Source organism: Cupriavidus sp. UBA2010 (assembly GCF_002335265.1).
Lineage (GTDB): Bacteria > Pseudomonadota > Gammaproteobacteria > Burkholderiales > Burkholderiaceae > Cupriavidus > Cupriavidus metallidurans.
In genome coordinates this window covers 1-25,769 of the sequence record NZ_DDCI01000032.1, presented here as the reverse complement: position 1 = coordinate 25,769, position 25,769 = coordinate 1, and the positions used below count along the sequence as shown (strand labels likewise).

Annotated in this window: 22 protein-coding genes; 2 read left to right on the top strand and 20 right to left on the bottom strand. The window is 66.3% G+C overall.

The window, feature by feature from the left end:
- Positions 1-82: 82 nt before the first annotated feature.
- Positions 83-1,072, top strand: coding sequence for an NAD(P)H-dependent flavin oxidoreductase (locus B2246_RS22585; RefSeq protein ID WP_008645355.1), 990 nt, complete (start codon positions 83-85; stop codon positions 1,070-1,072).
- A gap of 33 nt (positions 1,073-1,105) precedes the next feature.
- On the opposite strand, the gene B2246_RS22580 is transcribed toward B2246_RS22585, so the two are convergent.
- Positions 1,106-1,675 (bottom strand): PadR family transcriptional regulator, encoded by a 570-nt coding sequence (locus B2246_RS22580; RefSeq protein ID WP_035880765.1) that lies wholly within the window; start codon positions 1,673-1,675, stop codon positions 1,106-1,108.
- 324 nt (positions 1,676-1,999) lie between these two features.
- Between B2246_RS22580 and B2246_RS22575 the strand changes: the two genes are divergently transcribed.
- The gene (locus B2246_RS22575; RefSeq protein WP_008645352.1) at positions 2,000-2,209 is read left to right on the top strand and encodes a hypothetical protein; all 210 of its coding nucleotides are present in this window, start codon (positions 2,000-2,002) and stop codon (positions 2,207-2,209) included.
- A 195-nt stretch (positions 2,210-2,404) separates the two neighbouring features.
- Here the strand turns inward: B2246_RS22575 and B2246_RS22570 are convergent, their stop codons facing one another.
- The 19 genes from B2246_RS22570 to B2246_RS22480 form a co-directional block, all read right to left on the bottom strand.
- On the bottom strand, positions 2,405-3,409 hold the full coding sequence (locus tag B2246_RS22570; protein WP_008645351.1) for a Bug family tripartite tricarboxylate transporter substrate binding protein: 1,005 nt from the start codon (positions 3,407-3,409) through the stop codon (positions 2,405-2,407).
- 103 nt (positions 3,410-3,512) lie between these two features.
- Positions 3,513-4,244 (bottom strand): SDR family NAD(P)-dependent oxidoreductase, encoded by a 732-nt coding sequence (locus B2246_RS22565; protein WP_008645350.1) that lies wholly within the window; start codon positions 4,242-4,244, stop codon positions 3,513-3,515.
- Between the two features lie 259 nt (positions 4,245-4,503).
- Complete coding sequence (gene pcaF / locus B2246_RS22560; protein ID WP_008645349.1) at positions 4,504-5,706, bottom strand: 3-oxoadipyl-CoA thiolase; 1,203 nt, start codon at positions 5,704-5,706, stop codon at positions 4,504-4,506.
- 28 nt (positions 5,707-5,734) lie between these two features.
- Positions 5,735-6,382, bottom strand: coding sequence for a 3-oxoacid CoA-transferase subunit B (locus tag B2246_RS22555; RefSeq protein ID WP_008645348.1), 648 nt, complete (start codon positions 6,380-6,382; stop codon positions 5,735-5,737).
- Between the two features lie 28 nt (positions 6,383-6,410).
- Positions 6,411-7,100: a 3-oxoacid CoA-transferase subunit A gene (locus B2246_RS22550; protein WP_008645347.1), complete on the bottom strand. Its 690-nt coding sequence runs from the start codon at positions 7,098-7,100 to the stop codon at positions 6,411-6,413.
- Between the two features lie 500 nt (positions 7,101-7,600).
- Positions 7,601-9,037, bottom strand: a complete 1,437-nt coding sequence (locus B2246_RS22545) for a M20/M25/M40 family metallo-hydrolase (RefSeq protein ID WP_008645346.1) — start codon at positions 9,035-9,037, stop codon at positions 7,601-7,603.
- A gap of 250 nt (positions 9,038-9,287) precedes the next feature.
- Entirely contained in the window at positions 9,288-12,341 is a 3,054-nt protein-coding gene (locus tag B2246_RS22540; protein ID WP_286881248.1) for an AAA family ATPase, read from the bottom strand.
- Positions 12,338-13,483 (bottom strand): exonuclease SbcCD subunit D, encoded by a 1,146-nt coding sequence (locus B2246_RS22535; RefSeq protein ID WP_286881249.1) that lies wholly within the window; start codon positions 13,481-13,483, stop codon positions 12,338-12,340. Before B2246_RS22535 ends, B2246_RS22540 begins: the two co-directional genes overlap by 4 nt.
- 96 nt (positions 13,484-13,579) lie before the next feature.
- On the bottom strand, positions 13,580-14,941 hold the full coding sequence (locus B2246_RS22530; RefSeq protein ID WP_286881250.1) for a sigma 54-interacting transcriptional regulator: 1,362 nt from the start codon (positions 14,939-14,941) through the stop codon (positions 13,580-13,582).
- 11 nt (positions 14,942-14,952) lie between these two features.
- Positions 14,953-16,680, bottom strand: coding sequence for a TadG family pilus assembly protein (locus tag B2246_RS22525; protein ID WP_008646425.1), 1,728 nt, complete (start codon positions 16,678-16,680; stop codon positions 14,953-14,955).
- Between the two features lie 8 nt (positions 16,681-16,688).
- Positions 16,689-17,057, bottom strand: a complete 369-nt coding sequence (locus B2246_RS22520) for a DUF3613 domain-containing protein (protein WP_286881251.1) — start codon at positions 17,055-17,057, stop codon at positions 16,689-16,691.
- Complete coding sequence (locus B2246_RS22515) at positions 17,054-17,875, bottom strand: tetratricopeptide repeat protein (RefSeq protein ID WP_035880678.1); 822 nt, start codon at positions 17,873-17,875, stop codon at positions 17,054-17,056. Before B2246_RS22515 ends, B2246_RS22520 begins: the two co-directional genes overlap by 4 nt.
- Positions 17,876-18,970 carry a type II secretion system F family protein gene (locus B2246_RS22510; RefSeq protein ID WP_035880676.1) on the bottom strand — a complete coding sequence of 365 codons (1,095 nt, stop codon included), beginning with the start codon at positions 18,968-18,970 and terminating at the stop codon, positions 17,876-17,878.
- A gap of 9 nt (positions 18,971-18,979) precedes the next feature.
- Positions 18,980-19,906, bottom strand: coding sequence for a type II secretion system F family protein (locus tag B2246_RS22505; RefSeq protein WP_286881259.1), 927 nt, complete (start codon positions 19,904-19,906; stop codon positions 18,980-18,982).
- Positions 19,899-21,215, bottom strand: a complete 1,317-nt coding sequence (locus B2246_RS22500; RefSeq protein WP_008648144.1) for a CpaF family protein — start codon at positions 21,213-21,215, stop codon at positions 19,899-19,901. The genes B2246_RS22505 and B2246_RS22500 overlap by 8 nt, the downstream gene beginning before the upstream one ends.
- Position 21,216: 1 nt before the next feature.
- Complete coding sequence (locus B2246_RS22495) at positions 21,217-22,455, bottom strand: pilus assembly protein (protein ID WP_286881252.1); 1,239 nt, start codon at positions 22,453-22,455, stop codon at positions 21,217-21,219.
- An 11-nt stretch (positions 22,456-22,466) separates the two neighbouring features.
- Positions 22,467-23,888: a type II and III secretion system protein family protein gene (locus B2246_RS22490; RefSeq protein ID WP_286881253.1), complete on the bottom strand. Its 1,422-nt coding sequence runs from the start codon at positions 23,886-23,888 to the stop codon at positions 22,467-22,469.
- Between the two features lie 13 nt (positions 23,889-23,901).
- Positions 23,902-24,861 carry a Flp pilus assembly protein CpaB gene (cpaB, locus tag B2246_RS22485; RefSeq protein WP_286881255.1) on the bottom strand — a complete coding sequence of 320 codons (960 nt, stop codon included), beginning with the start codon at positions 24,859-24,861 and terminating at the stop codon, positions 23,902-23,904.
- A gap of 74 nt (positions 24,862-24,935) precedes the next feature.
- A complete protein-coding gene (locus B2246_RS22480; protein WP_286881256.1) occupies positions 24,936-25,397 on the bottom strand; it encodes a TadE/TadG family type IV pilus assembly protein in 462 nt (153 codons plus the stop codon).
- Positions 25,398-25,769: the final 372 nt, after the last annotated feature.

The window sequence follows — 25,769 nt, the reverse complement described above, 5'->3', positions numbered from 1 at the left end:
GGGAGTCATCGCGTGATACCTTGGCACCCACTATGCAACCAGTTGCATAAATTCACCTCAACCGCTGAACGAGAGATCCGTCATGGCCCTTCCCGCCCTGCTGCAGAACCTGTCGCTACCGGCTGTCTGCTCGCCGCTGTTCATCATTTCCAATCCCGATCTCGTGATCGCCCAGTGCAAGGCCGGCGTGGTCGGATCGTTCCCCGCGTTGAATGCGCGGCCGGCGGAAAAGCTGGAGGAATGGCTGGACCGGATCACCACCGAACTCGGCGAGCACAACGCCAAGCACCCCGACCGCCCGGCCGCGCCGTTCGCGGTCAACCAGATCGTGCACAAGTCCAATGACCGGCTCGAGCACGACCTGGAAATGTGCGTGCGCTACAAGGTGCCCATCGTCATCACCTCGCTGGGCGCGCGTGTCGAAGTCAACGAGGCCGTGCACTCCTATGGTGGCATCGTGCTGCACGACGTGATCAACAACACGTTCGCACGCAAGGCCATCGAGAAGGGCGCCGACGGGCTGATCGCCGTGGCGGCTGGCGCGGGCGGCCACGCCGGCACGCTGTCGCCGTTCGCGCTGCTGCATGAGATCCGCGAATGGTTCGACGGTCCGCTGCTGCTGTCGGGCGCGATTGCCAGCGGCGATGCCGTGCTGGCCGCTCAGGCTGCCGGCGCCGATCTGGGCTATATCGGCTCGGCTTTCATCGCCACGCTCGAAGCCAATGCTCAGGATGCGTACAAGCAGATGATCGTCGACAGCTCCGCCGACGATATCGTCTACTCGAACCTGTTCACGGGCGTGCACGGCAACTACCTGCGCGAGAGCATCGTCCGCGCGGGTCTGGACCCGGCAGCGCTGCCGACTTCAGATGCGTCGAAGATGAATTTCGGATCGGGCAGCGCCAAAGCCTGGAAGGACATCTGGGGCGCTGGCCAAGGTGTCGGCGCCATCAAGCGCGTGGTGCCGGCCGCCGAGCTGGTGCGCCGCTTCGTGGAAGAGTACGCGCTCGCACGCCGCCGTCTGGGCTTGGCCGCGCCGGCCGGCGCGGCACGTGCCGTGGATCTGGCCTGAAGTTTGAAGCCTGAAGACTGACGGCGCCCGTCGTCAGTCCTTGCTGCCACTGGCCGTGCCAGTGAGCAGCGGCAGCAGCGACCTGCCCCATGCAAGCCAGTTTTCCTGAAACTGGATGCCGCGCTGGAGCAATGCGTACTGGATCTGCTGCCGGCGGTCGAGCGTGCCGGAGAAATCCTTGCGCTCGATCCCCCGGTATGTTTCCAGCCGCGCCTCGTGCAGTGCAATCAGTCGCCCCATTTCCTTGTCCAGGCCGAGCGGCCCGATCGCGGCATCAGCACGCAGCTTGACCAAAATCTCCTCGCGCTGGTCCAGCCCCTGACCGGGCGCAAGCACCCATCGCACCAGTTCGTCGTGCCCGGCGGGCAACACCCGGTAGACCTTCTTGCGGCCTTTCTTCTCCGCCCCGTCGCCGTCGACGGTGACTTCCGGCTCGTCCGAGGCAATCCAGCCCAATTCGGCCATCCGCCCCAGCTCCCGATAGATCTGCTGGTGAGTGGCGTGCCAGAAATAACCGATCGACTTGTCGAACCGGCGCGCGAGATCGTAGCCCGAGGATGGCTTTTCGATCAGGGATATCAGGAGAGCGTGTTGGGTGGACATTCGGCCGATAGGTGCGACGCGATCGCTGGCATGGATGATGCTGACCAAGTTCAGTGAAATGGTCAGGTGGCGCTATGGTAACGCGCAAGTCACGTCACGTCATGCCGATATCCACTGAGATGCGCGGCGAAACCCGTCATGTGCAAGTGACGGCACAAATACTCGCATTCATGACAATTTAGTCAATTATTACGATACTGATGTAAAAAAATCGAAATGGCATTTCCCGATAATCTGCAATACATTCCAGACATTGCCACCCCGCATGCGCGTGCCCTTCTACCGGCCCAACGTTCCGCGCCATGCGCTACCCGGGAGTTGTCCATGAACGCAAGACCGGATGCGACCGCCGGCACAGCCGCAGCCGAGGCGACGAAGCCTGTCGCCCGCGCGCGCGCCGGAACGGCGCCGTTCTATTACCGGCTCCCCGATACCCCGGAGGGCCACCACATCAAGGAATACGCCAGCGGCCTGCGGCAGCTGGTGCGCTTCGTGGGTGTGGAAGAACAGGTCGTCAAGTACAGCCTGACCTGATGCCTTTGCTGCGGTGAGATTGCAGTCACCGCAAGTCTGTCGATTGTCTCCTCCTGTCCGCCAAGGACCTGGGATTCAGCCCGCGACGAACGTCGCGGGCTTTTCTTTTCTGAAGAGGATTCCCACCAAAAAAAACCGGCCAGCAGGCGTGATGCCTGCTGGCCGGTCTTCGGCGACCTGGGTCGATCCGGGAGATCAGTCCACGGTCGCGCCAGAAGCCTTCACCACCTTGGCCCACTTGGCGGCCTCGGACTTCATGAAGGCAGCCAGTTCAGCCGGCTTTTCCGGATGCGGTTCGGCACCCTGCTCGGCCATCTGCTTCTTCACTTCCGGCATGGCAAGGATCTTCACCACTTCGGCGTTCAGGCGATCGACGACGGCCTGCGGCGTGCCACCCGTGGCGTACAGCGCGAACCACGACGTGGCTTCATAGCCGGGCACGCCCGACTCGGCCACGGTCGGCACGTTCGGCAGTGCCGGCGAGCGCTTGGCCGAGGTCACGGCGATGGCGCGCAGCTTGCCGGCCTTCACGTGCGGGTACGACGACGGCATGTTGTCGAACATCAGGCCGATCTGGTTGCCCAGCAGGTCGTTCACGGCCGGAGCGCTACCCTTGTACGGGATGTGCTGGATATGCAGGCCCGTCATCGAGTTGAACAGTTCGCCCGACAGGTGCATCGACGAGCCGCTGCCCGACGAGCCATACGACAGCTTGTCCGGGTTGGCCTTCACGTAGGCGATCAGTTCCTTGATGTTGTTGACCGGCACCTTCGGGTTCACCACGACGATGTTCGGCACCATGGCCACGCGCGTGATCGGCGCGAAGTCCTTGACCGGGTCGTACGGCAGCTTCGAGTACAGCGACTGGTTGATCGAATGCGTGCCGATGGTGCCCATGAACAGCGTGTAGCCATCGCCCGGCGCCTTCGCGGCCAGCGATGCGCCGATGTTGCCGCCCGCGCCCGGACGGTTGTCGATCACGACGGGCTGGCCGAGCGCCTTGCCCAGTTGCAGGCCGACGATGCGGGCCAGGATATCGGTGGTGCCACCTGCCGAGAACGGCACGATCATGGTGATCGGCTTGGTCGGATAGGTGCCCTGCGCTTGGGCGCCGGTCATGGCGGCAAAACCAGTTGCCAGTGCCACGCCTACGGCCAGCAGGCGTCTGCGCGCCTTCGACGTTTGCTTGGTGATACTCATCTTGTGCTCCAGGAGTGATGCACGTCCGCTAGCCAACTGGCTTACCGCGGACGTAATGCTTTGAACCGCTATTCCGCCCCGTGCCTGGGGGGCGGGCACTTTCTTATACGGGTGCCACACCCAGCGTGGTTCCGCCGCAGACGTACAGGACCTGTCCCGTCACGAAACCATTCTCGGGTGCAAGGAAGAACAGCGAGGCACGCGCCACGTCTTCCGGCGTTCCCATGCGTTTCACGGCGATGCTTGCCAGAATGCGCCGTGTCTGTTCGCTGCCCTCCGGATTGCTCCGGCGGAACAGCTCGGTGGCGATGGGACCCGGTGCCACGGCGTTGACGGTGATGCCGTCGCCGCCCAGCTCCATCGCCAGCGTTCGGGTCATGCCAACCAGCCCAGCCTTGGCCGCGGAATACACCACGCGTTCGGGCTTGCCCAGCGCCGCGCGCGAGGCCATGTTGACAATGCGGCCAAACCCCGCCGCGCGCATCGCGGGCAGGCAGGCCTGTGTCAGCAGCATCGTGGCCTGCAGGGTCAGGCCCACGACGTAATCGAGATCTTCCGCCGTGGCCGTGTCAGCCGTGCCGGGGCGCGTGGCGCCGGCATTGTTGACGAGCCGCGTCACGGCGAACTGAGACGTCACCTGCTCCGCCACCGCGCGCGTGGCATCGGCATTGGTCAGGTCAGCCTGGAAGAAGGTCATGTTCGGGTGCGACCACGTCGGCGCTGCATAGTCGACGTTGATGACACGCGTCACACCATCGGCGAGCAGCATTTCCGCAATGGCTCGGCCGATTCCGGAACTGGCGCCAGTGACCAGGGTGGCAACAGGAAGGGACATCTCGGTACTCCGCACCGGCACGCAAGCGGCCGGTCAAATCAGAAAAAATGCGGCGAAGCCGGCGAGCCCGTCGGCCTGGCCGCGATGCTCTACCTCGTTGGGGAAGAGACACCACTGAAACTTCCCGCATGAATTAACGACGGGAAGCAAGGGAAACTGAAACTTCTACGGTTCTGCTTCGGTAACTCCCCTCTCCCACTTGCGCGGGAGAAGGGAGCGCATCACCACTGGCATCGGCCAGTGGTGATGCATCAAGCCATCAAACGCGCTCGATCACCATGGCGATGCCCTGGCCCACGCCGATGCACATCGTGCACAGCGCGAAGCGGCCACCAGTGCGCTCCAGTTGGTACATCGCGGTCGTCACCAGACGCGCGCCGCTCATGCCGAGCGGGTGGCCCAGTGCGATGGCGCCGCCGTTCGGGTTCACGCGCTTGTCATCGTCGGCGATGCCCAGTTGACGCAGCACGGCCAGGCCTTGCGCGGCGAACGCTTCGTTCAGTTCGATCACGTCGATCTGGTCCAGCGTCATACCCAGTTGCTTCATCAGCTTCTGCGTGGCCGGTGCCGGGCCGATACCCATCACGCGCGGTGCCACGCCGGCCGTTGCCATGCCAACGATGCGGGCGCGCGGCTTCAGACCGTGCTGCTTCAGGCCCGCTTCGCTGGCCAGCAGCAGCGCGCACGCGCCGTCGTTCACGCCCGAAGCGTTACCGGCGGTCACCGTGCCGTCCGGACGCACCACGCCGCGCAGCTTGGCCAGCGCTTCCATGCTCGTGGCACGCGGATGTTCGTCGCGGTCGACCACGATGGCGTCGCCCTTCTTCTGCGGAATCGTCACCGGGGTGATTTCCTGCGCCAGCGTGCCGTCGGCCTGCGCGCGCGATGCCTTCTCCTGGCTGCGCAGCGCCATCAGATCCTGGTCTTCACGGCCGATCTTGTAGTCGGTCGCCACGTTCTCGGCGGTCTCGGGCATCGAGTCCACGCCGTAGGCGGCGCGCATCGCCGGGTTGATGAAACGCCAGCCGATGGTCGTGTCGAAGATCTGCGCGTCACGCGAGAAGGCCGAGGTGGCCTTGCCCATGACGAACGGGGCGCGGCTCATGCTTTCCACGCCGCCGGAAATCATCAGGTTGGCTTCACCAGCCTTGATGGCGCGGGCGGCGGTGCCGGTGGCGTCCATGCCCGAACCGCACAGGCGGTTGATCGTCGCGCCGGGAACGGCGTCCGGCAGGCCAGCCAGCAGGGCCGACATGCGCGCCACGTTGCGGTTGTCTTCGCCGGCCTGGTTGGCGTTGCCAAAGATCACGTCGTCGATCGCCGACCAGTCCACGCTGGCGTTACGGGCCATCAGGGCCTTCAGGGGCACGGCGCCCAGGTCGTCCGCGCGCACGCCGGACAGGCTGCCGGCGTAACGGCCGATGGGGGTACGGATGGCGTCAACGATGAATGCTTCGCTCATGTTCTGTCTCGCTCGTCTTGGTGGTGGGTCAGGCGGCTACGGCCTGCTTGAGAGGCACGCCGGTCAGGCGTTGCAGTTCGTCGAACGACAGGCCGTCCACGAGATCGCGGGCAACCAGGCCGTCCGGCGTCACATCGATCGTGGCCAGGTCCGTGTAGACACGCGTGACGCAGCCGATGCCGGTCAGCGGATAGGTGCACTGGGACACGATCTTGCTTTCGCCCTGCTTGGTCAGGTGCTCCATCATCACGAACACCTGCTTGGCGCCGATGGCCAGGTCCATCGCACCGCCGACGGCGGGGATGGCGCCCGGCGCGCCGGTATGCCAGTTGGCCAGGTCACCCTTCTCCGAGACCTGGAACGCCCCCAGCACGCAGAAGTCGAGGTGGCCGCCACGCATCATCGCGAACGAATCGGCGTGGTGGAAATACGAGCCACCCGGCTTGATCGTCACCGGCTGCTTGCCAGCGTTGATCAGGTCGCCGTCTTCCTCACCCGGCGCGGGAGCGGGGCCCATGCCGAGCAGGCCGTTCTCGCTGTGCAGCAGGATTTCACGGTCGGCCGGCAGTTGATTGCCGACCAGGGTGGGCAGGCCGATGCCGAGGTTCACCACGGCACCGTCCGGAATGTCTTTGGCCACGCGGGCGGCCATTTGGTCGCGGGTCAGGCGTTGCATGTGTTTCTCCTTCTTCGCTCGATTCGGATCAGGCCGCGCTGGCCGGCTTGGCGGCGCTTGCAACCTTGACCACGCGCTTGACGAACAGACCCGGCGTGATGATGTGCTCGGGGTCCAGCTCGCCCAGTTCCACTACGTTGCTGACCTGCACGATCGGGCACTTGGCAGCCATGGCCATGATCGGGCCGAAGTTGCGGGCGGTCTTGCGATAGACCAGATTGCCCCAGCGGTCGGCGGTCTCGGCCTTGATCAGCGCGAAGTCAGCGTGGATCGGCTTTTCGAAGACATAGCCCTGGCCGTCGATGATGCGCGTTTCCTTGCCTTCGGCCAGCGGCGTGCCGTAGGCCGTGCGCGTGAAGAAACCACCGATGCCGGCGCCGGCCGCGCGGATGCGCTCGGCCAGGTTGCCCTGGGGCACGAGTTCCAGCTCGATTTCACCGGCGTGGAACAGCGAGTCGAATACGTAGGAGTCCGCCTGGCGCGGGAACGAGCAAATGATCTTGCGGACACGCTTGGCCTTGAGCAGCGCTGCCAGGCCCGTGTCGCCATTGCCGGCGTTGTTGTTGACGATGGTCAGGTCGCGCGCGCCCTGGGCGATCAGCGCGTCGATCAGCTCCGCCGGCATGCCGGCCAGGCCGAAACCGCCAATCAGGATCGTGGCGCCATCGTGGATGTCGGCCATTGCCGATTCCACCGAGTCATATAGCTTGTTGATCACTTGCGTTCCAGTATGGAAGGGTCCGGCGCGCATACCGGGACCGGCCGCAAAGGGGCGCGGCACGCAAAGCTGTCTCCGGCAGTGGCTGGACGGGCGTCCTGTCTGATGTCCCCGCGCTCCGTGCGCGGTGGTCCGTCAAGGACAGTCCAACAATCTTGCAGTTGTTTTGTCAGCCATCTTGCTGCGGCTTCATGCAGATGCTTGCTGCGAATACCAGCGAACGTCAGAAACTTCCTGCTTTGTTCACCGGATTCCCATGAAGTTCGCTATACGAACTCCAATTCGCAGAATGAACAAAGGTTACACCTGTCGCCAAAACAGGGTCAAGGCAGGGGGCCACGTCTCGGGCGATAATCGGCCAGCCCGGCTGGCAGCGTCATACACGACCAGAGGCGGGCTGAAACCGGCTTGAACCAAAGGTACGGCGGGCGATGCACAGCTACCACGCATGGTAGTGCGCAACGCCCGCCGATGCCTTGCGGAATCGCAGTTTTACTAAATTATTCCGACAACCGCTTCACCAGACGGTAGAGAAACTCACGGCCATCGTACAGGCGCGCAATCTCGATGCGCTCGTCCAGACCATGCGCGCGCATGTCCGACGGTTCGGTGAACAGGCCGGAAACACCGTACATCCGGATACCGGCATTGCGCATGAAGCGGCTGTCGGTTGCGCCCGTGCTCATGGCCGGAATCACCGGCACATCCCACATCTGCTTGGTCAGCGCATCGACTTCCTTCATCAGCGCGCCGTCTAGCGGAGAGGCCGGGCTGGCCAGCGGCTTGTTGATGTATCGCACGCTGATCTTGTCGTTACCGATTGCCGACTTGAGCTGGCGGTCGATGTCGGCCGGATCGTCATGCGGCAGGATGCGACAGTTGACGATGGCCTTGGCCGATTGCGGCAACGCGTTCTCGGCGTGCCCGGCATTGACCATGGTCGCCACGCAGGTGGTACGAAGCTGCGCGTTGTAGAACGGAATGGCCGACAGCCGGTCGATCGCCGCCTGGCTCGGACGGCCCGTCCCGACCTCGCGCATGTCCTCGGCGAGTTGCCCCTTCGCCAGCGGAGCGCTGCGCGCGAAGTAGGTCTGCGTCACGTCGGCCATCTTGACCGGGAACTGGTACGCACCCAGGCGGCTCAGCGCCTCGGACATCGCGTACACAGGATTGGACTTGGTCGGCACCGAGCTATGCCCACCCACGTCGCGCACTTCCAGTTCGTAGGTCGTGTACATCTTCTCGGCCACCTGAACGCGGTGCAGCACCGGCTTGCCGTCGCGCAGCTCGCCGCCGCCGCCCTCGTTGATGCCGAACTCGGCCTTCAGCAGTTCAGGCTTGTTCTTCACCAGCCAGTCGGCGCCATTGCTGGGCACGTCGCCGCGCTCCTCGTCGGACGTGAGCGCCAGGATGATGTCGCGCGACGGCTTGAAGCCTTCCTGCTTCAACTGTCCCAGCACCGACACGAACGCCGACGCCATCGCCTTGTCGTCGATGGAGCCACGCGCGGTGAAGTAGCCGTTGGTCTCCTGAAGCTGGAAGGGGTCGGTCTTCCAGTCCTCGCGCTTGGCCTCCACGACGTCGATATGCGCCAGCAGCAGAACCGGCTGCCTGGCGCCGGTGCCCTTGAAGCGCATCACCAGATTGCCCTTGCGCGGAAACGGCTCGAACACCTGGATATCCGACGCGGAGAAGCCCGCCTCCACCAGTCGCTTCTCCATCGCGCGCGCCGCCCGGGTACTGTCCCCGGCCGAATGCGTCGTGTTGATTTCGACCAGTTCCTTGTAGATATCGTGAAAGCGCTGCTGGTCAGGCGTGAGCGTGGCGGGGGGCGCCTTGCTGGCGGGCAGGCTCTGGGCAATGGCCCCTGCGGCGCAGGTCACGAGCACCGCGGCCACCAGGGCGCGAACAGCTTCAGGACGACGATGGAAACGCACGACACCTCCGAATATTCGTTATGGGATCGAGCAGGAAGGAAAAAGGCCAGACGGATTCGTCGCAGCCTCCCCTCCCTCGAAGTTCCGATAGGCGGAACTGCGTTTTATTAAGTGCTCGCCGAATATTCTAGGCACGTGGCGTCCGCGTCGCGATTTGGGGTATCTCCCAAGTGGCGCGCGCGTGGAATTGCGCTCGCGCGCCTTCCACCGCGCGCTCCGGCGCCGAGGACCCGGGGCCCGGGACCCCGGCTCAGGGCAGGCGCAACACGGCCTGACTGCCCGCCACGCCGGGCCGGACCTCGAGCCGCACGTCGATCCGCTCACGCAGTTCGGTTACGTGCGAGATGATGCCGACCAGCCGTCCGGCCTGCTGAAGATCGAGCAGCGTGCGAATCGCGAAGTCGAGACTTTCCGGATCGAGCGTGCCGAAGCCTTCGTCAACGAACAGCGTATCGAGCTGGATGCCACCCGCGCGCGACTGCACCACATCGGCCAGACCCAGCGCCAGCGACAGCGATGCCAGGAAGCCTTCGCCGCCCGACAGCGTATTGGCCGGGCGCGTGCCGCCGGTATCGTGATCGAACACTTCGAGGTCAAGGCCACCGGCCACGCGCTGATCGCCCTGCTCTCGCACACGTTGCAGCGCGTAGCGGCCCCGGCTCATGCGCAGCAGCCGTAGCGACGCGGCTTCCAGCACCTCATCGAGCAACGTGGCCAGCACGAAACGCTGGAACGTCATGCGGCGCGGATTATTGCCGTTCGCCACTTCCGACAGGCGGCCGAGCACGGCGTAGCGCGTCTCGACGTCGCGTCCTTCGGCGGCCAGCGAGTCGAGCAGGCCCTTGCACTGCAACAGCGCATCGCGCACCGCGGCCAGTTCGCTGCGCTGCCGGATCGCCGCTTCAAGCTGCACAGCCACCGCATCGCGTGCCGCCAGAAGCGCAGGCATGTCCGGCGTCTGTAGCGCCTGACCGATTTCCGCCGTGCGTTGGCGCCATTCCGCGGCGCGAGCCAGATCGACATCGAACGCACGCACGGCGTCGTCGAGCACGCACGTGGCATCGTCAGCCAGGGATGCGGCGCGGTAGTCGTCCGCTCCGGCGAATCCGGCAGTGGCAAGTGCGTCCACGAAGGCGGCTTCGCGTTGCGCGGCCCGTTCCTCGGCACGGGTAGTGGCTTCGCGCGCGGCGGCCAGTGCCGCATTCGCACCGGCCAGCAGCGCCACCGCATCGCGCTCGGCGCCCTGGGCCGCCTGCAATGCGGCTTCCAGTGCGCCGGCTTCGCGCTGCGCGGCTTTGAGCGATGCGGCCACGACGTCGGGGTCGCGCGAATCCTCCGGCACCTGCGCACTCGCGGCACGCCACTCGCCATCTAGCTGAGCGTGCTCATGCATCGCCGTGCGCAATGCGCCATCGGCCGCCTGTACGGCGGCTTCGGCAGACTCCTGCGCCTGACGTGCCTGTACGGTCTGGGCCGCGAGCCGTTCCGCGCGGGTTGCCGCCGCCTCGGCCCTCGCGCCGCTGGCGGTCAGCGTCTGGATCTCCTGATCGAGCGCCTGCACGCCCGCGTCGGACACATCGCCTGCGCCTTCACGCAGATCCGCCAGACGCACCTGACATTGGGCGACGTTTGCCTCGGCCTTTTGCCGCACGGCCTGCGCGTCGGCCAACGCCTCGTCGGCATGTTGCAAGGCGGCCCGCGTGGTATCGAGGTCCTCGTCGGTCACCAGCACCAGCGTCTGCTGCGCCAGCGCAGGGTGGTCCTTGCCACCGCAGACGGGGCAGGGTTCGCCACGCTTCACGCCAGCGGCAAGGCGTGCTGCCTGGCCAAAGCGCCAGTCCGATTCCGCCTGACGCATCGCGACGCGCGCGGCGTCGCGCGTCTGCATCGCCCGGCTGGCGCCGGCTTCCGCTGAGGCCAGCGATTCGCGCAAGGGCCCAAGGTCGGCATCGAGCTGCCGGCAACGTGCCACGCGCGTCGCGCGTTCGCGCGCCAGTCCAAGCTGAAGCTGCAGGGCCTGCGCATTTGCACCGTCGCGCCGCGCAAGCTCAAGCTCGCCTTCCAGCGTCTTCGCCGCCGCCACGGCGGCATCGCGCGCCTTCGCCTTGGCGGCAAGCGCCACCTCTGCAGCGGCCAGTCCGGTACTCGCCAGCGCCACGCCGTTGCGCAGCACGCCAAGCCTGCGTGCCTGCGGGAGAATCGCCTCCAGTTTCGCCACGGTGCGCTGCGCGGCCAAACGCGCTTCGCCACGCGCCTGTTCCGCACGCAGCGCGCCCGTTGCGATATCTGCGGCCCGACTGGCGCTTGCCACGCGTGTCCCGGCGGCGGCATTCGCAGCGAGTGCGGCCGTCTGATCCTGCCTGGCAACCTCGAGCAGTTGCGCAACCGGCGTCACCTGTGCCGCGCGTCGCGCGGCCTGCAGGCGCGCGCGGTCCGTGTCGACCGCCGGCACGCGGGCCGACAGCAGGGCATAGGCGCCCTCCGCCTCTTTCCAGGCCTTGATCTGCGTGCTCTCCAGCTCGCCCTTGCGCAAGGACGCCTGCGCCGCGTCGCTACTCGCTCGCGCCAGCGCTTCGCGCCGTTCCAGTTCGGTCAACGTCTCCCGATGCGCGGCGATACGTTCGTCAAGCGCCAGCTCGGAGGGCAACTGATACTGGTCCAGCAAGGTCTTGCGTCGTACCGAGATCTCCTCGGCTTCGCGGCGAATGCTCGCGGCCTGCTCCTTGAGCAGTTCCTCGACGCGGCGGTAGAGCTCGGTCTGGAACAGACGCTCGAGGATCGACTGCCGCGCCTTCGAGTCCGCCGTCAGCAATTCGCGGAAACGTCCCTGTGGCAGCACGATCACCTGCCGGAACTGCGCGCTGTCGAAGCCGAGCAGAACCCGCACCGCGTCGGTCACGCGGACCGGCTGGCTGGCGTGGCTTTTCCACTCACCGTCCACCTGGGCATCGAGCTGCGCCTTCGCAGTCTCCTTGACGAAGCCGCCTGCCGCACGCGGGCTCGGGCGGTCCTGCGTCGGAGAACGCGTCACGCGATAGCGTGTCGCCCCAAGCGAGAACTCGAGGGTGACCTCGGTCCGCAGGGCTGGATCCGCATTGGCGCTGCGCATGTCCTGCGCGCTGCGCTCGCCACCCGATGTATCGCCATAGAGCGCGAAGCAGATGGCATCGAGCAGCGTGGTCTTGCCCGCGCCCGTGGGGCCGTGAATCAGGAAGAACGCCTGGTCGCCGAGCCGCGTGAAGTCAATCGTCTCCGTGGCGGCGAACGGGCCGAAGGCCTGCAGTTTCAGGTAAAGCGGTTTCATGCCGACTCCCTTTCCGATGCCTGCATGACTGCCAATAGATCGTCGAGCGCGCGGCGCTGATCACCGTCGAGGTCTGTGTCAGCCACCTCGCGGAAAAAGTTTGCGAACAGGCTGGCTGTATCCAGTTCCCGCAGCTTGCGCCCCGCTTCCCCGGCCTGACCACTACGCGCCAGCACCGCGCGCTCGATCGCCAGTGCGTTCGGATAGACCTGGCGCAGTCGCGCCATCGGGTCCAGCAACGCGCCCGCGTCGGTCAGCACCGCATGGACGTAGTCGTCCCGGCTCGGGTCGGTGGCGCCCGCCTCGAGCAAGCCGGCCAGCGTGCCGGTCAGCACGCGCAGGTCGCGCAACGGTCGCAGCGGTATCGCCTCGATCCGGACGCCACCCTCGGCGTCAAGTTCGATCAGCGATACCGTCTTGAGGTGTTCGGCTTCCGACAGCGAATACTTGAGCAGCGACCCCGAGTAGTGAATCCTATCGCCGATGCATTGCGGACGATGCAGATGTCCCAATGCCACGAAATCGAAGCCGTGGAACACGTCCGCGGCCACGGCACCGCTACCTCCCACGCTCAGTGGGCGCTCTGATTCGCTGACCGCGCCGCCCACCACGAAGGCATGGGCCACGGCCACAGAACGGACGCCTGCGGGATGCGTGGCGCGGATGGCGTCGAGCTGGGCGTTCAATGCGGCTTCGTGCGTCGGCAAGTCGGCGCCGAGCGCGTCGCGCACCGCTGCCGGTTCGGCATAGGGCAAGGCGTAGATGCGCACCTCGCCGTGCGCATCGTGCAGCGTCACGCAGGACGTTTCCGGACCCGTGCGCCCCGCCACGTGCAGACCCCGCGCGGCCAGCAGGCGCGCGCCGAAGCCGAGGCGCTGGGCGCTGTCGTGATTGCCCGCGATCATCACCACGGGCACGCCCGCATCCACCACGATACGCGCCAGCACATCGTCGAGCAGCGCCACGGCCTCCGGCGGCGGCACCGCGCGGTCGTACACGTCGCCGGCAATCAGCACGGCGTCGGGGCGCAGGTCGCGCACCAGCGCGACGAACTGGTCGAGCACATGAGACTGATCCTCGATCAGGCTACGGGCGTGGAAGAGCCGACCAAGATGCCAGTCGGCGGTGTGGAGAAAACGCAATTCGGGTCCTTCGGCACAGTGGCGCCAAGAGCACGGCAGATACCGTGCGGTCCCGCATCATAACGTCGCGGCCACCGAACGGTACGTGGACACCACTCAGACCGGCTCCGCCTCGCTGTCCTCGATCTGGAACTTGCGCATTTTTTCCCACAGCACCTTGCGGCTGATGCCGAGGCACGTCGCCGTGTCCTGGCGTCGCCAGCTGTTGGCATCGAGCGCGGCAATGATGCGGCGGCGCTCCTCCGCGTCACCGCGCGGGTCGGCCCGCTCGGTGCCATCGAACGCGCCTGGGCGCAGCGAGCGAAACAGCGGCCGGATGCGCGCCTCGTCCCATTCGCCGCGCTGCTGGACCGTGATGCCGATGCGCTCGGCCAGGTTGCGCAGTTCGCGCACGTTACCAACGAAGAACGCGGAGCCCACGGCGCCCTTGAGCCAGTCTGGCATCGGCGGCAGCGCATCGTAGGCGGCGCCGATCATGTGGCGCATGAACGATTGCAGCAGGCCGATCTTGTCCGCAGGGCCACGGTCCTCGAGGCTGGGCAGCCGCAGTTCGATCACGGCCAGCCGGAAGTACAAATCCGCGCGGAAGCGGCCTTGCGTCACGGCTTCGCGCAGATCCTTGTTGGTGGCGGCCACCAGCCGGAAGTCCAGCTTGACCGCCATGGCGGAGCCGAGCCGTGTCACCGCGTTCTCCTCCAGCACGCGCAGCAGCTTGACCTGCTGGAACAGCGGCAAGTCGCCGATCTCATCAAGGAACAGCGTGCCGCCGGTGGCCTGTTCGAAGAAGCCACGATGCGCGAACATCGCGCCGGTGAACGCGCCCTTGGCGTGACCGAAGAACTGCGATTCGAACAGCCCATCGGGAATCGCGCCGCAGTTGACCGCCACGAACGGTCCCTTGCCATACGTCGCGTTGCGATCGTGAAAGAGCCGCGCGATGCGTTCCTTGCCCGCGCCGGTCTCGCCATAGAGCATCACGTTGCTGTCGAAATTGGCGAAGGTATCGACCTGCTCCAGCAGCGACTGCATTGCCGCGGACCCGGCGACGAGATCGGCCACATCGGGGCGCGCCTCGGCGGCCGCCATCAATTGCGGCATCAGCTTGGCGATCTGCGTGCGCAGATCGGCGCCGGTGAAATCGTGGGGCAGGATGTAGGCGTACTCGGTCGGGAACCGGCCGGGATCGCTCTCGCGGTCGGGGGCGCCGACCCAGATCACCGGCATGCCGTGCGCGGCTTCCCAATCCAGCGTGAACTTGGCGGAGCCGATCGCCGACACACTGATGATGGCGATGCTGGGCTTGACCCGTGGCTCGGACGGCAGCGCATCGAGCGCGCCCGCGCGAACGACTTCGGCGCCCAGTGGCATCAGAAAGCGCGCGACGCGATCGGCGATCTCGTACTTGCCTTCCCACACATAGACTTCAAGGCTCTCGTAGGCCCAGCGGTCTGCTTTCATGATCGTTCAGTTCAGTACACGAGTTCCGTGTTGTTGCAGTCGACGCCGTTGAGCCACAAGTCGGCGTTGGCAAGGCTGATGCCGAGCAGGCTCGTCAGGGTATTGACGAGTTGGTTGATCAGCGTGAGCAATGGATTCAGCACCTGTTGCAGCAGCCAGCCCGGGGAAATGCTCAGCAGTTGAAGTTGCAGCAGGCTGACATCGAGCGTTGGATTGAGGCCGTTGATCACGTTGGTCACGGTATCGCCGATCACTGTGCTCGACGATGCGGCCACGTAACCACCCGGTGCGAGTACGAAGCTGTTGCCCGCACCGGCGAGGCCGGACTGCGAGATCGGTTGTCCGGTCATCTTCGCATCGGCAATCGGGAACAGTCCGACCGCCGACAACTGGACGTCGGCGATGGTAAGCGGGCCGCCGGAACAGCCTGTGCCGCCGGGGTTGCCCAGGCACGCCATCACGGCGTTGGTGGACACATTGATCGTCGCCCGCCGGTCCGGAACGGCAGCCGCGCACTGGATATGCGTCAGATCTCCCTTGGCCTGCGCGATCTGCAGCCACAACGGCAGATTCAGATTGATGTTGGCCACCACCAGCGGCACAGAGACCTGCGCAGCCAGTTTCAGGCCAAGCTGCGCGGTCGTCGCAGTGGTCTTCCACGTTCCATCCGGATACTGCTTGGCCGGCCCCACGGCCACCTTCGGCGGCTGGATGATGTACATCGAGCCGGCAATCGATCCAAGCGCAGTCTTCACGTTGAGCGTACTCAGGTCCACCGCGCTCGTCCCGCGCGCGACATAGGCGGCCGTGGTCAGCAACGTTGCCACATTGAGCGCCGCCTCCGCCGCCGACGAAGCCGCCGGTGTCAGCACGCCCAGGTCGAGCATCTGGCCCAGCGTCACCTTGGTGCCGATGCCATTCAGGCCAAGCTGTGTCGTGGGGCTGCCAAGCGCCGCGTTGAGCAGCGCCGATTGCCCCGCCGCGCCCAGCACAAGCGCATAGAAGTCCTGGATCGAGAGCGAAGTGTTCAGCAACTGGTCGACCGTGCCCACACCCGCCCGCAAACGCAACTGCTCGAGCGTCACGTTCGCGCCTACCAGTCCGCTCCAGTCCGCCACCGACAGATTGACCGAGTTGCCCAGCAGCAGCCCCAGCAGGCCGTTACCCGACGAGAGCCTGAGCAGGCCGCTGCCCAGCGTGAACGACGCGGCGGGCGGACTCGCGGCGGCAATCGCCTCAGCGTGTAGCTGCCGCGACTGGCCTCCCTGGAACATGAACAGCAGCGGTACCGTCAACGTGGCCTGCACGCGCACCGCATTGGCCGACACCGTTGTGGCCGGATAGCCCGGATTGAAGTGCCGCGTGCTGTCGCCATTGGCAGGGTTGCCGGGGTCCCACAACCCAAGGCACGCCCGCACGCCGTCCGCCGCGCCAGCCACTGCCGTGTTGCAATCATTCGCCACGGCCTTGGCGTAGCCGTTCTGCGCCGCGGCGGACGTCACGCTTGACAGCACGTTGGCATTGGTCGTCGCCTGATCGTCAGCGCTCTTCAATTGCTGCGCGCCGGACAGCGCCGCCACGTCCACCAGCTTCTGCAACTGCCGCTGCGTGTAGAACACGAAGCCGACGTCGAGCGACACCAGCGCCGCGACGCCAATCGCGGCAATCAGCAGCGCGGCCATCAGACTGACGGCACCGCGCTGGCGTGGGTGGATCGAGCCGGACGTGACGTGACGCATCGCGATGCCTACTGCCCCACCGGCGCCGGGCTGCCCGTGCTGCCACGCAATGCGCTGCCGGTCGACTGGCTGCTGAAGAATTCGGGCAACGGGTACTGGAAGCTCCGCATATAGCGCGCATAGCCGATGGCCGCCTCTTCGCCGGTCATCGACTGCTGCGGCCCGGCCTGCGAGCCGTTGCGCTGGACCTCGAGCAGCATCCGCGTGGTGTCCCCTACCGGCACGTCGTTCGGGTGAAACGTCGGGGACGGCGGCGGCTCGACGGCTTGCGCGGATTGCGCGGATTGCGCCCAGGCGGCTCCGGCCACCCCCAACAGCATCGCGGCGATAGCCACCGTACACGCAGCGCCCTTCAGTCTGGAACGATTCCTCGTCATGGTTTGACTCCTGCGTTGAGCGCCACGGCCTGCGCGCCATGCGGCGCGGTCTTTTCGCGGACCTGCACGGCCCGACTGACCCGATCCGCCTCCTTGCGGATGGCCGATCGCGTCGGCTCCTGCATCGCGGCACGCTGCATCATGGCGTTGGCTTCGGCGCGCTTGCCGGACGCCCACAACCACACCACCGCATTGCTGATCACGCGCGGATTGGCGGCATCCAGTTCCAGCGCCTGCATGACCGGCACGCGGGCCTCCTGCAGTGCACCGCCTCGCATCAGCGCGTAGCCAAGATCGCTCGAGAACTGCGGGTTCACCGGCTCCATCGACACCGCCTGGCGCAGTTCACCGGCGGCACGCATGAAGTCTCCCTGTCTGCCGATCACAAGGCCAATGCCGTGATGCGCCCGCGCGGCGCGATCGGTCCCGAGCAGATCACGGTACGCCTGCAGGGCCGCATCATCCTGACCGGTCTCACGCAGGGCATCGGCCCGCATCGCCAGCAGCGATGGATTGCTGCCGAACTTCTGCTGGAAGGCGTCGATATGCGCCAGCGACGCGAAGTACATGCCCTCCGTCTGCATCCGGTTGATCAGCCCCAGATAGACGGACTGATCGTTGTATTCGGCGCGGGCCTCCTTGTCGCGCAGCTTCGCCAGTTCGATCTGCGCATCGGCCTGCTGCGCCATCACCTCCGCGGTGTTCGGCGTGGACGCGCATCCGGCCAGCAGCAGAGCGGCTGCCAACGGCATGGCCAGTGACGCTGGCAAGAGGGTCCGGGGCGACCAGGGCGACCAAGGCGACATCACGGTCTTCATTCAACTGCCTCCATTCATCTGCGCCAACATGCGCATCACACCCAGGAACCCCGGGCCTGCCGTCAGGATCAGCAACACGGGCAGCAGGCTGACCACCATCACACCGGTCATCTTGACCGTCAGCCTGCCGATCTTGTCCTTCATGCGCGCCTTGCGCGCGATCTGCAGCCGCTCGCCGAACTGGCGCAACGGCTCCTGCACCGCGCCGCCGTGGCGGTCCACCTGCGTCAGCAAGGTGATCAGGCCCTTGAGATCTTCATCGTCGAACAGCTTGCCGATGCGCAGCAGCGTCTGCTCGCGTGAGCGGCCCGACGCGAACTGCTGGTTGGAGCGCTGCAGCTCGGGGCCAAGCACCTGCAGCATGCTGCCGAACTCGGTCACGATGATCTGCAGGCTCTGGTCGATCGACAATCCCACGCCCTGCAGCAGGCGCAGCATGTCGATCAGGATCGGAAGCTCGTCGGCCACGCTGCGCAGCCGTTGGGCCGCGCGCCGCCGCAACAGGGTCTTCGCCAGCAGGAAGCCGCCCGCAAACGCTGCAAACGCCCATGCCAGGGCGCTGGCCAGCGACACGTCGAGCTTCCACGCGAACGCCAGCGCCGCCAGGATGCCCGGCACCAGCAGGCGCAACGCACCGAACACGGCGCGTGGCCTGACGCCGTAGAAGCCGCACTGCTCCAGCAACTGCTGCTCCTCGGCACTCACCGCGGCCTTGCCCAGGCGCGATTCGAGCCAGTGCTGGTTAAAGCGTTCGCTGAAGCGCCCGCCAAGCTGCGCGCCGATCGATCCGCGCTGCGTGTCGGCGACACCCGGCGCCGGGCTCGCACCCTGCGTCGTGGCCGTGGCCGCTGCCGTGGCGGCGGCTGCCGCTGCGGCGCGTGGCGACATCTGCTGGGCCGGTTGCGTCGCCGGTGCGGCACCGGCCTGCGCGGCGGCACCCGCGGCCCGCTGGGTGGCCTGCCGCACCAGCGCCTCGTCGATCGTGCGTGTGGCGGCGCGCCGCTGCCGCCATTGCTGCAGCAGCGGCCACGCCAGCAGGATCATCGCCACTGCGCCGACAAGCAGGCTGATCGAGATCAGTGTGAACACGTCCATGGCGGGCCTCTAGATCGACCGGGCGAGCCGGTAGAGCAGGAACGCGCCTGCCACCTCAAGCCCGGCCGCCGTCAGCAGCATCGCCTTGCCGCCCGGGTCACGCCACATCAGCAGGATGTAGCCCGCGTTGAAAACGAACATGCCGCCACCCACGATTAGCGGCAGCAGGCCCAGCACCCACGCCGACATACGTGTCTCCGCCGAGAGCGCCATCAACTCGCGTTGCGCCTCTTCACGATCGCGCATGAAGGTGGCGGTGCGTTCCATCACCACGTCGGCGCGGCCGCCATAGCGCTGCGAGAGTCGCAGCACCGACGACACGATCACGAGTTCGTCGAGGTCGTAGGCCCGGCCCATCTGCAGCACGGCCTGATCGAGCTCCTTGCCCGCGCGCTGCAAGTGAATTACCTGCACCAGGCACTGGCGCAGCGGCGGTTCGGTGTTGGCCACCGAGTTCTGGAAAGCGGCTGGCACGCTGCTGCCAATGGTCATCAGTCGCACCACGCCATCGAGGAAGCCGGGCAACTGGCGCAGCATCTTTTCCTTGATCCGACGGATACGCAGCCAGACGAAGAAGCACAGCAGCATCAGTACCATGACCAGCATGGCCCCCGCGCCGATGCCACCACCCACGATGGCGCCACCCAGCACGGCCAGCGTCATCGGCACGCTCACGACCAGATACGTGCGGCGCGTGGGCTTCAGGTCCGCCCGCCGCATCAGGTCGTCCCAGCGTCGGCGCAGATCGCGCGTGGCCGATTGCGGCGTGGGGTCGCTGACCGTTGCGTAGCGCGCGCGTACCTGCTCCGTCTGCGCGGTCAGGTGCGCGCGGGCGTCCTCGGCGCGCGACCGGCTTCGTGCGGCGGCGAGCATCAGCAGGCCCAGCCCGACCATGATCATGGCGAGCGCGGCAATGAAGAGGCTGGCGCTAGAGATCAAAGCGGTCATCCAGCGCGAAGTTGGCCGGCCGCATCCGCGCCAGCTTGGGCGAATGCGGCAGGATGCCAAGCGACTGCCAGCGGTCGCTTTCGGTGCCATCCGGGTTCTGCACCGGCTCGTGCCGGTAAAGCTCCTGCGTGGAAATGATGTTGTCGCCCAGTCCGGTCACTTCCGTGATCGACAGGATGCGGCGCCGGCCATTCGACAGCCGGCCGATCTGCACGATAAAGTCGATCGCATTGGCGATCTGGCGGCGCAGGCTGACTTCGCTGCCCTGGAAGCCCGCGAACCCGGCCAGCATTTCCAGCCGGTACAGGCATTCGCGCGGACTGCTGGCGTGGATCGTGCCCATCGAGCCGTCGTGGCCCGTGCTCATCGCCTGCAGCATTTCCAGCACTTCGCCGCCGCGCACTTCGCCCACGATGATGCGGTCTGGACGCATCCGCAGGCTGTTGCGCAGCAGGTCGCGGATCGTCACGGTGCCGGTACCTTCGAATCCGCCGGGGCGACTCTCGAGCCGGACCACGTGCGGGTGATTGAGCGCCAGTTCGGCCGTGTCCTCGATCGTGATCACGCGTTCGGTGGACGGGATGAACGTGGCCAGCGCGTTGAGCAGCGACGTCTTGCCTGAACTGGTGCCACCGCTCACGAGGATGTTGCAGCGCGCGCGCACAGCGGCGTCAAGCAGCTCGGTAATCTCCGGGCTCATCGTGCCGAGCTCCTGCAGATCGAGCGGTGTCAGCGGATCCTTGCGGAACTTCCGGATCGAGACGACCGGACCTTCCAGCGCCAGCGGCGGGATGATCACGTTGATACGGCCACCGTCTGGCAGACGCGCGTCGACCATCGGATTCGATTCGTCCAGGCGGCGGCCAATCGGCGCCAGGATCCGCCGCACGATGCGCAGCAAGTGCCCGCCATCGGCAAAGCGCACGGGAATCCGCTCCAGCACGCCGTGGCGCGACACGTAGACGTCCATGTGGCCGTTGACGAGAATATCTTCCACCGCCGGGTCATTGAGCAGATCCTCGATCGGCCCGAAGCCCGCCAGCTCGTTGGTCAGCGCCTCGGAAATCTGACGTAGCTCCGCTTCGTTGATCGGAATGCGGCGCAGGCGCGTGAAGCTCTCCAGCTCCAGATCGACAAAACGCTGGATGGCCACGCGCGACCAGCGTCCGAACTCCGCGCCAAGCTCCTCGATGCGCGTGAGCAGGTGTTCGTGCGCGGCCTCCTTGATATTGTGAAACTCCTGCGAAACAGGAAACGGGGCGGCAGCGTTGTCCGAGAATTCGATTGCGTCGGTCATGTCAGTTTCCTACCCTTGCGGCGCGCACCGGGCGCAGCATCTGGGGCAACTTTTCCTTGATCCGGGCCAGGACGCTGCGCTCGGGCACCTGCCCTTCGCGGAATCCCAGTCGTTCCAACAGCACGCCGATAGCGCGCACATAGGGGTCCGCCGGCGATTGGTCGGCCAGCACGACGCCACGATTCCCGGCCTGCAACAGCGCGGCGCGCCGCTCGGGCAGCACGCCCACCGAGGCCACGCCGATCCGCTCGGCGATCTGTTCCGCATCGACCCCGAGTTCGGCGTCGAAGCGCGATACCAGCAGATGCAGGTCATCGCGCTCGACCTCGCGCTTCTTCAGCTCCTGCAGCAGCTCTGCCGCGGAGACGATCGCACCGACGCTCTGCTCGGCCACCAGCACCACGGTATCGGCAGCCTTGACGATCTGCGCCATGAACTCGGCGTTCGAGAACCCGCCAAGGTCCACCACCTGGAGATCGAAGAACTCGCGCAGCCGGTCCAGCAGCGCCATGGCCTCGGAAAACGAGATGTCGCGCATCTCCGCCAGACTGGCTGGCAGCGGCAGCACCGACATGCCATTGGCATGCCGCACGATGGCGGTATCGACGAACACCTGGTCGAAGCGCCGCAGGTTGCGCACCGCTTCGACAAAATGGAACTCGGGCGAGACGTTGGAATAGAGGGCGCCGTCGCGTGCCGGCAATCCCAGATCGAGCAGCAGCACCTCGGCCTGCGCGCCGCGGCGTGCGGCCGCCGCGAGATTCACGGCCAGGCTGGTGACGCCCACGCCCGGACGCGCGCCGAGCAGCGCGACGATCTTGCCGTCGCGCCGCGTTGCCGCGACCGGCCGCACCTGCACGCGCGGCACCATCAACTGGCGGGCCACGGACGCCGCATGGTCGGGCGCGCCACCAAGGTCGATGAAGTCGCGCACGCCGGCACGCAAGGCGGCGAGCAACGCCTCGGGCTCGCCTGCGTGACCCACCGCGACGAGCGGCAACTGCGGAAACAGCCGCGCGATCTGCTCGGCCAGCCGCGCCGAGTCGATCGCGCGCGACTGCGTGAAGTCGAGCAATACCAGGCCGGGCCGCAATGTGCCGATCTTCTCGACGAAGGAATCCTGCGAATCGGCCTCGGCGACCAGCGTACCAACGGCGCCCAGCGCGTGGCCCAACCAGTGCCGGACGTCCTCGCGCGTGGTGTTGAGCAGGAAATGATCCACAGATGTGTTTCGTTCCATCGTTGGTCCGCCTATCTCGAGAACCCTGGCAGGCTCTGGTCCGCGTACTCGCCCAGCATGTAGCGGCCCCAGACGTTGGGGTTGGCGCTGGTGCGGCCGTCCTGGGACGCGCCGGCCGCTGCGGGAGAATCCTTGGCCAGGGGCTTGATCAGGTGCGGCGTGACCACGATCATCAGTTCGCGATCTTCCTGATGGAAGTTCAGGTTCTTGAAGAAGCTGCCGATCACCGGCAGATCGCCCAGGAACGGGACCTTGCTGACATTGCTGACCGTGTTGCGGCTCACCAGGCCGCCGATCACGAAGCTCTCGCCGTCACCGAGTTCGATCGTGGTGTCGGCGCGCCGCGTGACGATGGCCGGCACCGTGGCGCCGTTCAGTACGATGCCACGCGAAGGATCGAGATCGCTGGCCTCGGGCGCCACCTTGAGCGCGATGCGCTCACGCGACATCACCGTCGGCGATACCGTAAGCCCGATACCGAACGGCTTGTACTGGATCGTCGTGGTCCCCAGCGCCTGCGGCACCGGAATCGGAATCTCTCCGCCAGCCAGGAAGCTCGCGCTCTGCCCGGACAACGCCACCAGGCTCGGCTCGGCCAGCACGCGGACCAGGCCGTTGGCTTCCATCAGGCTCAGGTTGGCGAAGATGCCCTTGGACACCGAGCCGGCGATCAGGTTGAAAGCGCTGCTGATTGGCGACACCGAGTCCACCACAGTGCCAACGCCCGGCGTGAACGTGGCCTTGGTCAGCGACGACGGGCTGAAGGTGCCAAATGCGAAGCCGCCGTTGTCGCGATAGAAGTTCAGGCCGATTTCCTTGAGAACGGTCTTGCTGATCTCCACCACCTTGACGTCGACCTGCACCGTGCCGGAGACCGGCACCGTCGAGCGATCGACTACAACGCCTGCGCTCTTGCCATCCGCACTGGAGACGGCGGCGCGCGCCGCCATCAGCGTATGCGCGGCGGCTGGGGCATCAGGAGACTCGCCGCTGATCGAAGCCCCGGCGGAAGAAAGATCAACGCTGGCGCCACCGGGATCGGGCCGCACCGCATCCACGCGCACCGTGTAGCTGACCGGCGCAACATCGCGGCTCCAGATCTTGAGGTCGGTGACGCCGGGCTTGCGGGCCACCACGAGCACCGTAGCAGGACCACCCCGATGTTTGAGCAGCAGCGCATCGGCCACCTCGGGGTTGCCCACCGCCACGCGCTCCAGCGCCTGTCCGGGCCGGATTTCCTGTTGCGCACCAGCGAGCAGGCGCAACGTGCGCGAGCCTGCGGTGTCGAAGGAACCTGACGGCTGCGACATCGCTTGTGTCGCCGCTTGTGTCGCTGCTTGTGCATCCGTTTGCGATAGCGGCGCCGCGGCCAGCGCCAGCATCGTCAGCGCGACCAGTCGCGCCAGAACACGGTGTTTCAACTTTTTCGGCATACCGTGTCGTCCGTTATTCGATCGCTCGCTTGCCGGCGCGGATCATTTCCACGCCATTGCCTTCGCTCTGGGGATCGCGTCGTGCGGTGGCTACCATCCCCGGGAGTCCTGCGGGAAGCACGGCAGGCCGCATCGCTGGCGCGGGCGTTTGGGGCGCGCGCGGTTCGCCGACCAGCCCGGCGAGGCTCACACCCGCCACAGCCTTGTCCACCGGCGCGCGCTGGGCTTCGGGTGGCACGCCCGCGCGGGCCTGCAGCACCCCCGGCGGGTCCGCGAACATGCCATCGCTGGGCATCGCCTCGTCAGTCGGATTACGTAGCGCGAGCATCAGGCGGCCAGCCTGCTGCGCCATGACCAACGTGCCAACCTGCTCCAGCGGCACCGACAGCACCGCCGTTTTCGCGCCTTCGCGGCGTGCCATCATCTGCTCGCCCTGCTGCTTCGGCGCTTCATTCACCGCACCGTTGCCGTACGCCAGCACGCGCAGGCGCGACAACAACATCCGCGTCTGGCTTTCAGGAATCTCCTGGCTATCGCGCCGCAGGACCACGAAGACATCGACAAAGTCGCCAGGCTGTACCTGATTGCCGACGCCGATCACTTCATCCACGGCCACCGCCATCGCGCGCTCGCCATCGGGAATCTGACGGGCCAGCCCGGCCAGCAATTCGCTTTCAAGCACCGGCACGTTGGCGCCAAGGTTGACCAGCGGCACCTGGCCGGCAACACGTGCGACGTCCTGGTACGCGCCACCCGGTTCGATCGGCAACTGCAGGACCTGGAGTGCGTCCGCCGGCAGCGGCTTGCCTGCCGGCACCGCGCGCGTGGTCACGACCACGGCGTGCGTGGCCACCACGCCCTGCGCGGGTGCCGGCGCGGCCGTGTGGCGTGCCGCCTGCAGCGCCAGCAATGCCAGCAAACCGGCGAGCACGAGCAGGACAATCGCCACGATCCGTATCTGTTTGCTGCTCATGCCAAGCCTTGTCTCGGGTTGCGTCGATGGATGAAATGCGGGCCGTCGTTCATGGGGATGTCAGATCTCTGGGCTCAGATGTCGGGAGATAGCTGGACCATCGCCGAACCGGTCAGCACGGCCGGCACAGGAACCATTGGCACCGATGGCAGGATCGATCGGGTTGGCAGGCTCAGCGTCACCTGCACGCACTGCGTGCCGGACGGGGACGCGCACGTCACGGGCTGGGCGACGTTCGCGGACGAGATCAGCGAGGACATCGACGTCGGCAGCATCGCGCGCGCGGTCTGCGCGGCGGCGGCAACGCGAAGATCAAGCGTGGAGGCGGTGGTGCCTCCGGTCGAGGTGAGCGGATAACGCAAGGCAGCCCGCGCGCCTTCTTCGGCCGCGAGCGTCAGCGCCTGCTGCAAGACGAACACCGTGCCGTAGTACGTGATACCCAGCACGAGCGTCAGGAGCAACGGTGCAACAATGGCGAACTCAAGCGCCGCGATGCCTTTCGCGCGACGCCGGTACGCATTCCCCGTTAAGTGCATGCTTCACCCGGTATTTTCTGCACGCCAGCATGCCGGCGCCAAGGGGCCACGGGACCGGTACCGGCATGACTGCCGGCACCGGCCGCGGCCGTTCTTCTCGTGCTGCATTGCGCGACTTGGCACCACTCCTGCTACTTATTCCCCAGCCGTCCATGTACGACCCGCGGCCAGTGCGGCGCTACCACTTCATCCTCGTCAGAGGCCAGGCACCGAACCGCGCCGTCAGGGCGCAAGCGTCCCGCCGCGGCCAGCATTCAGGCTGGCACGGTATATACGTGCGATTCGATAAGTCGGATTCCGCTGGTCAACCGGCCAGCGGCGGCAATGGCGTTATTGCGTCAGGGGCCAACTGACCTTGCCCCTGTTCCACGA

What these genes read in the sequence shown, in the direction of transcription:
- B2246_RS22585 (WP_008645355.1), top strand. Translation starts at nt 83, where the DNA reads ATGGCCCTTCCCGCCCTGCTGCAGAACCTGTCGCTACCGGCTGTCTGC.
- B2246_RS22580 (WP_035880765.1), bottom strand. Translation starts at nt 1,675, where the DNA reads ATGTCCACCCAACACGCTCTCCTGATATCCCTGATCGAAAAGCCATCC.
- B2246_RS22575 (WP_008645352.1), top strand. Translation starts at nt 2,000, where the DNA reads ATGAACGCAAGACCGGATGCGACCGCCGGCACAGCCGCAGCCGAGGCG.
- B2246_RS22570 (WP_008645351.1), bottom strand. Translation starts at nt 3,409, where the DNA reads ATGAGTATCACCAAGCAAACGTCGAAGGCGCGCAGACGCCTGCTGGCC.
- B2246_RS22565 (WP_008645350.1), bottom strand. Translation starts at nt 4,244, where the DNA reads ATGTCCCTTCCTGTTGCCACCCTGGTCACTGGCGCCAGTTCCGGAATC.
- pcaF (WP_008645349.1), bottom strand. Translation starts at nt 5,706, where the DNA reads ATGAGCGAAGCATTCATCGTTGACGCCATCCGTACCCCCATCGGCCGT.
- B2246_RS22555 (WP_008645348.1), bottom strand. Translation starts at nt 6,382, where the DNA reads ATGCAACGCCTGACCCGCGACCAAATGGCCGCCCGCGTGGCCAAAGAC.
- B2246_RS22540 (WP_286881248.1), bottom strand. Translation starts at nt 12,341, where the DNA reads ATGAAACCGCTTTACCTGAAACTGCAGGCCTTCGGCCCGTTCGCCGCC.
- B2246_RS22530 (WP_286881250.1), bottom strand. Translation starts at nt 14,941, where the DNA reads ATGAAAGCAGACCGCTGGGCCTACGAGAGCCTTGAAGTCTATGTGTGG.
- B2246_RS22525 (WP_008646425.1), bottom strand. Translation starts at nt 16,680, where the DNA reads ATGCGTCACGTCACGTCCGGCTCGATCCACCCACGCCAGCGCGGTGCC.
- B2246_RS22520 (WP_286881251.1), bottom strand. Translation starts at nt 17,057, where the DNA reads ATGACGAGGAATCGTTCCAGACTGAAGGGCGCTGCGTGTACGGTGGCT.
- B2246_RS22515 (WP_035880678.1), bottom strand. Translation starts at nt 17,875, where the DNA reads ATGAAGACCGTGATGTCGCCTTGGTCGCCCTGGTCGCCCCGGACCCTC.
- B2246_RS22510 (WP_035880676.1), bottom strand. Translation starts at nt 18,970, where the DNA reads ATGGACGTGTTCACACTGATCTCGATCAGCCTGCTTGTCGGCGCAGTG.
- B2246_RS22500 (WP_008648144.1), bottom strand. Translation starts at nt 21,215, where the DNA reads ATGACCGACGCAATCGAATTCTCGGACAACGCTGCCGCCCCGTTTCCT.
- B2246_RS22495 (WP_286881252.1), bottom strand. Translation starts at nt 22,455, where the DNA reads ATGGAACGAAACACATCTGTGGATCATTTCCTGCTCAACACCACGCGC.
- B2246_RS22490 (WP_286881253.1), bottom strand. Translation starts at nt 23,888, where the DNA reads ATGCCGAAAAAGTTGAAACACCGTGTTCTGGCGCGACTGGTCGCGCTG.
- cpaB (WP_286881255.1), bottom strand. Translation starts at nt 24,861, where the DNA reads ATGAGCAGCAAACAGATACGGATCGTGGCGATTGTCCTGCTCGTGCTC.
- B2246_RS22480 (WP_286881256.1), bottom strand. Translation starts at nt 25,397, where the DNA reads ATGCACTTAACGGGGAATGCGTACCGGCGTCGCGCGAAAGGCATCGCG.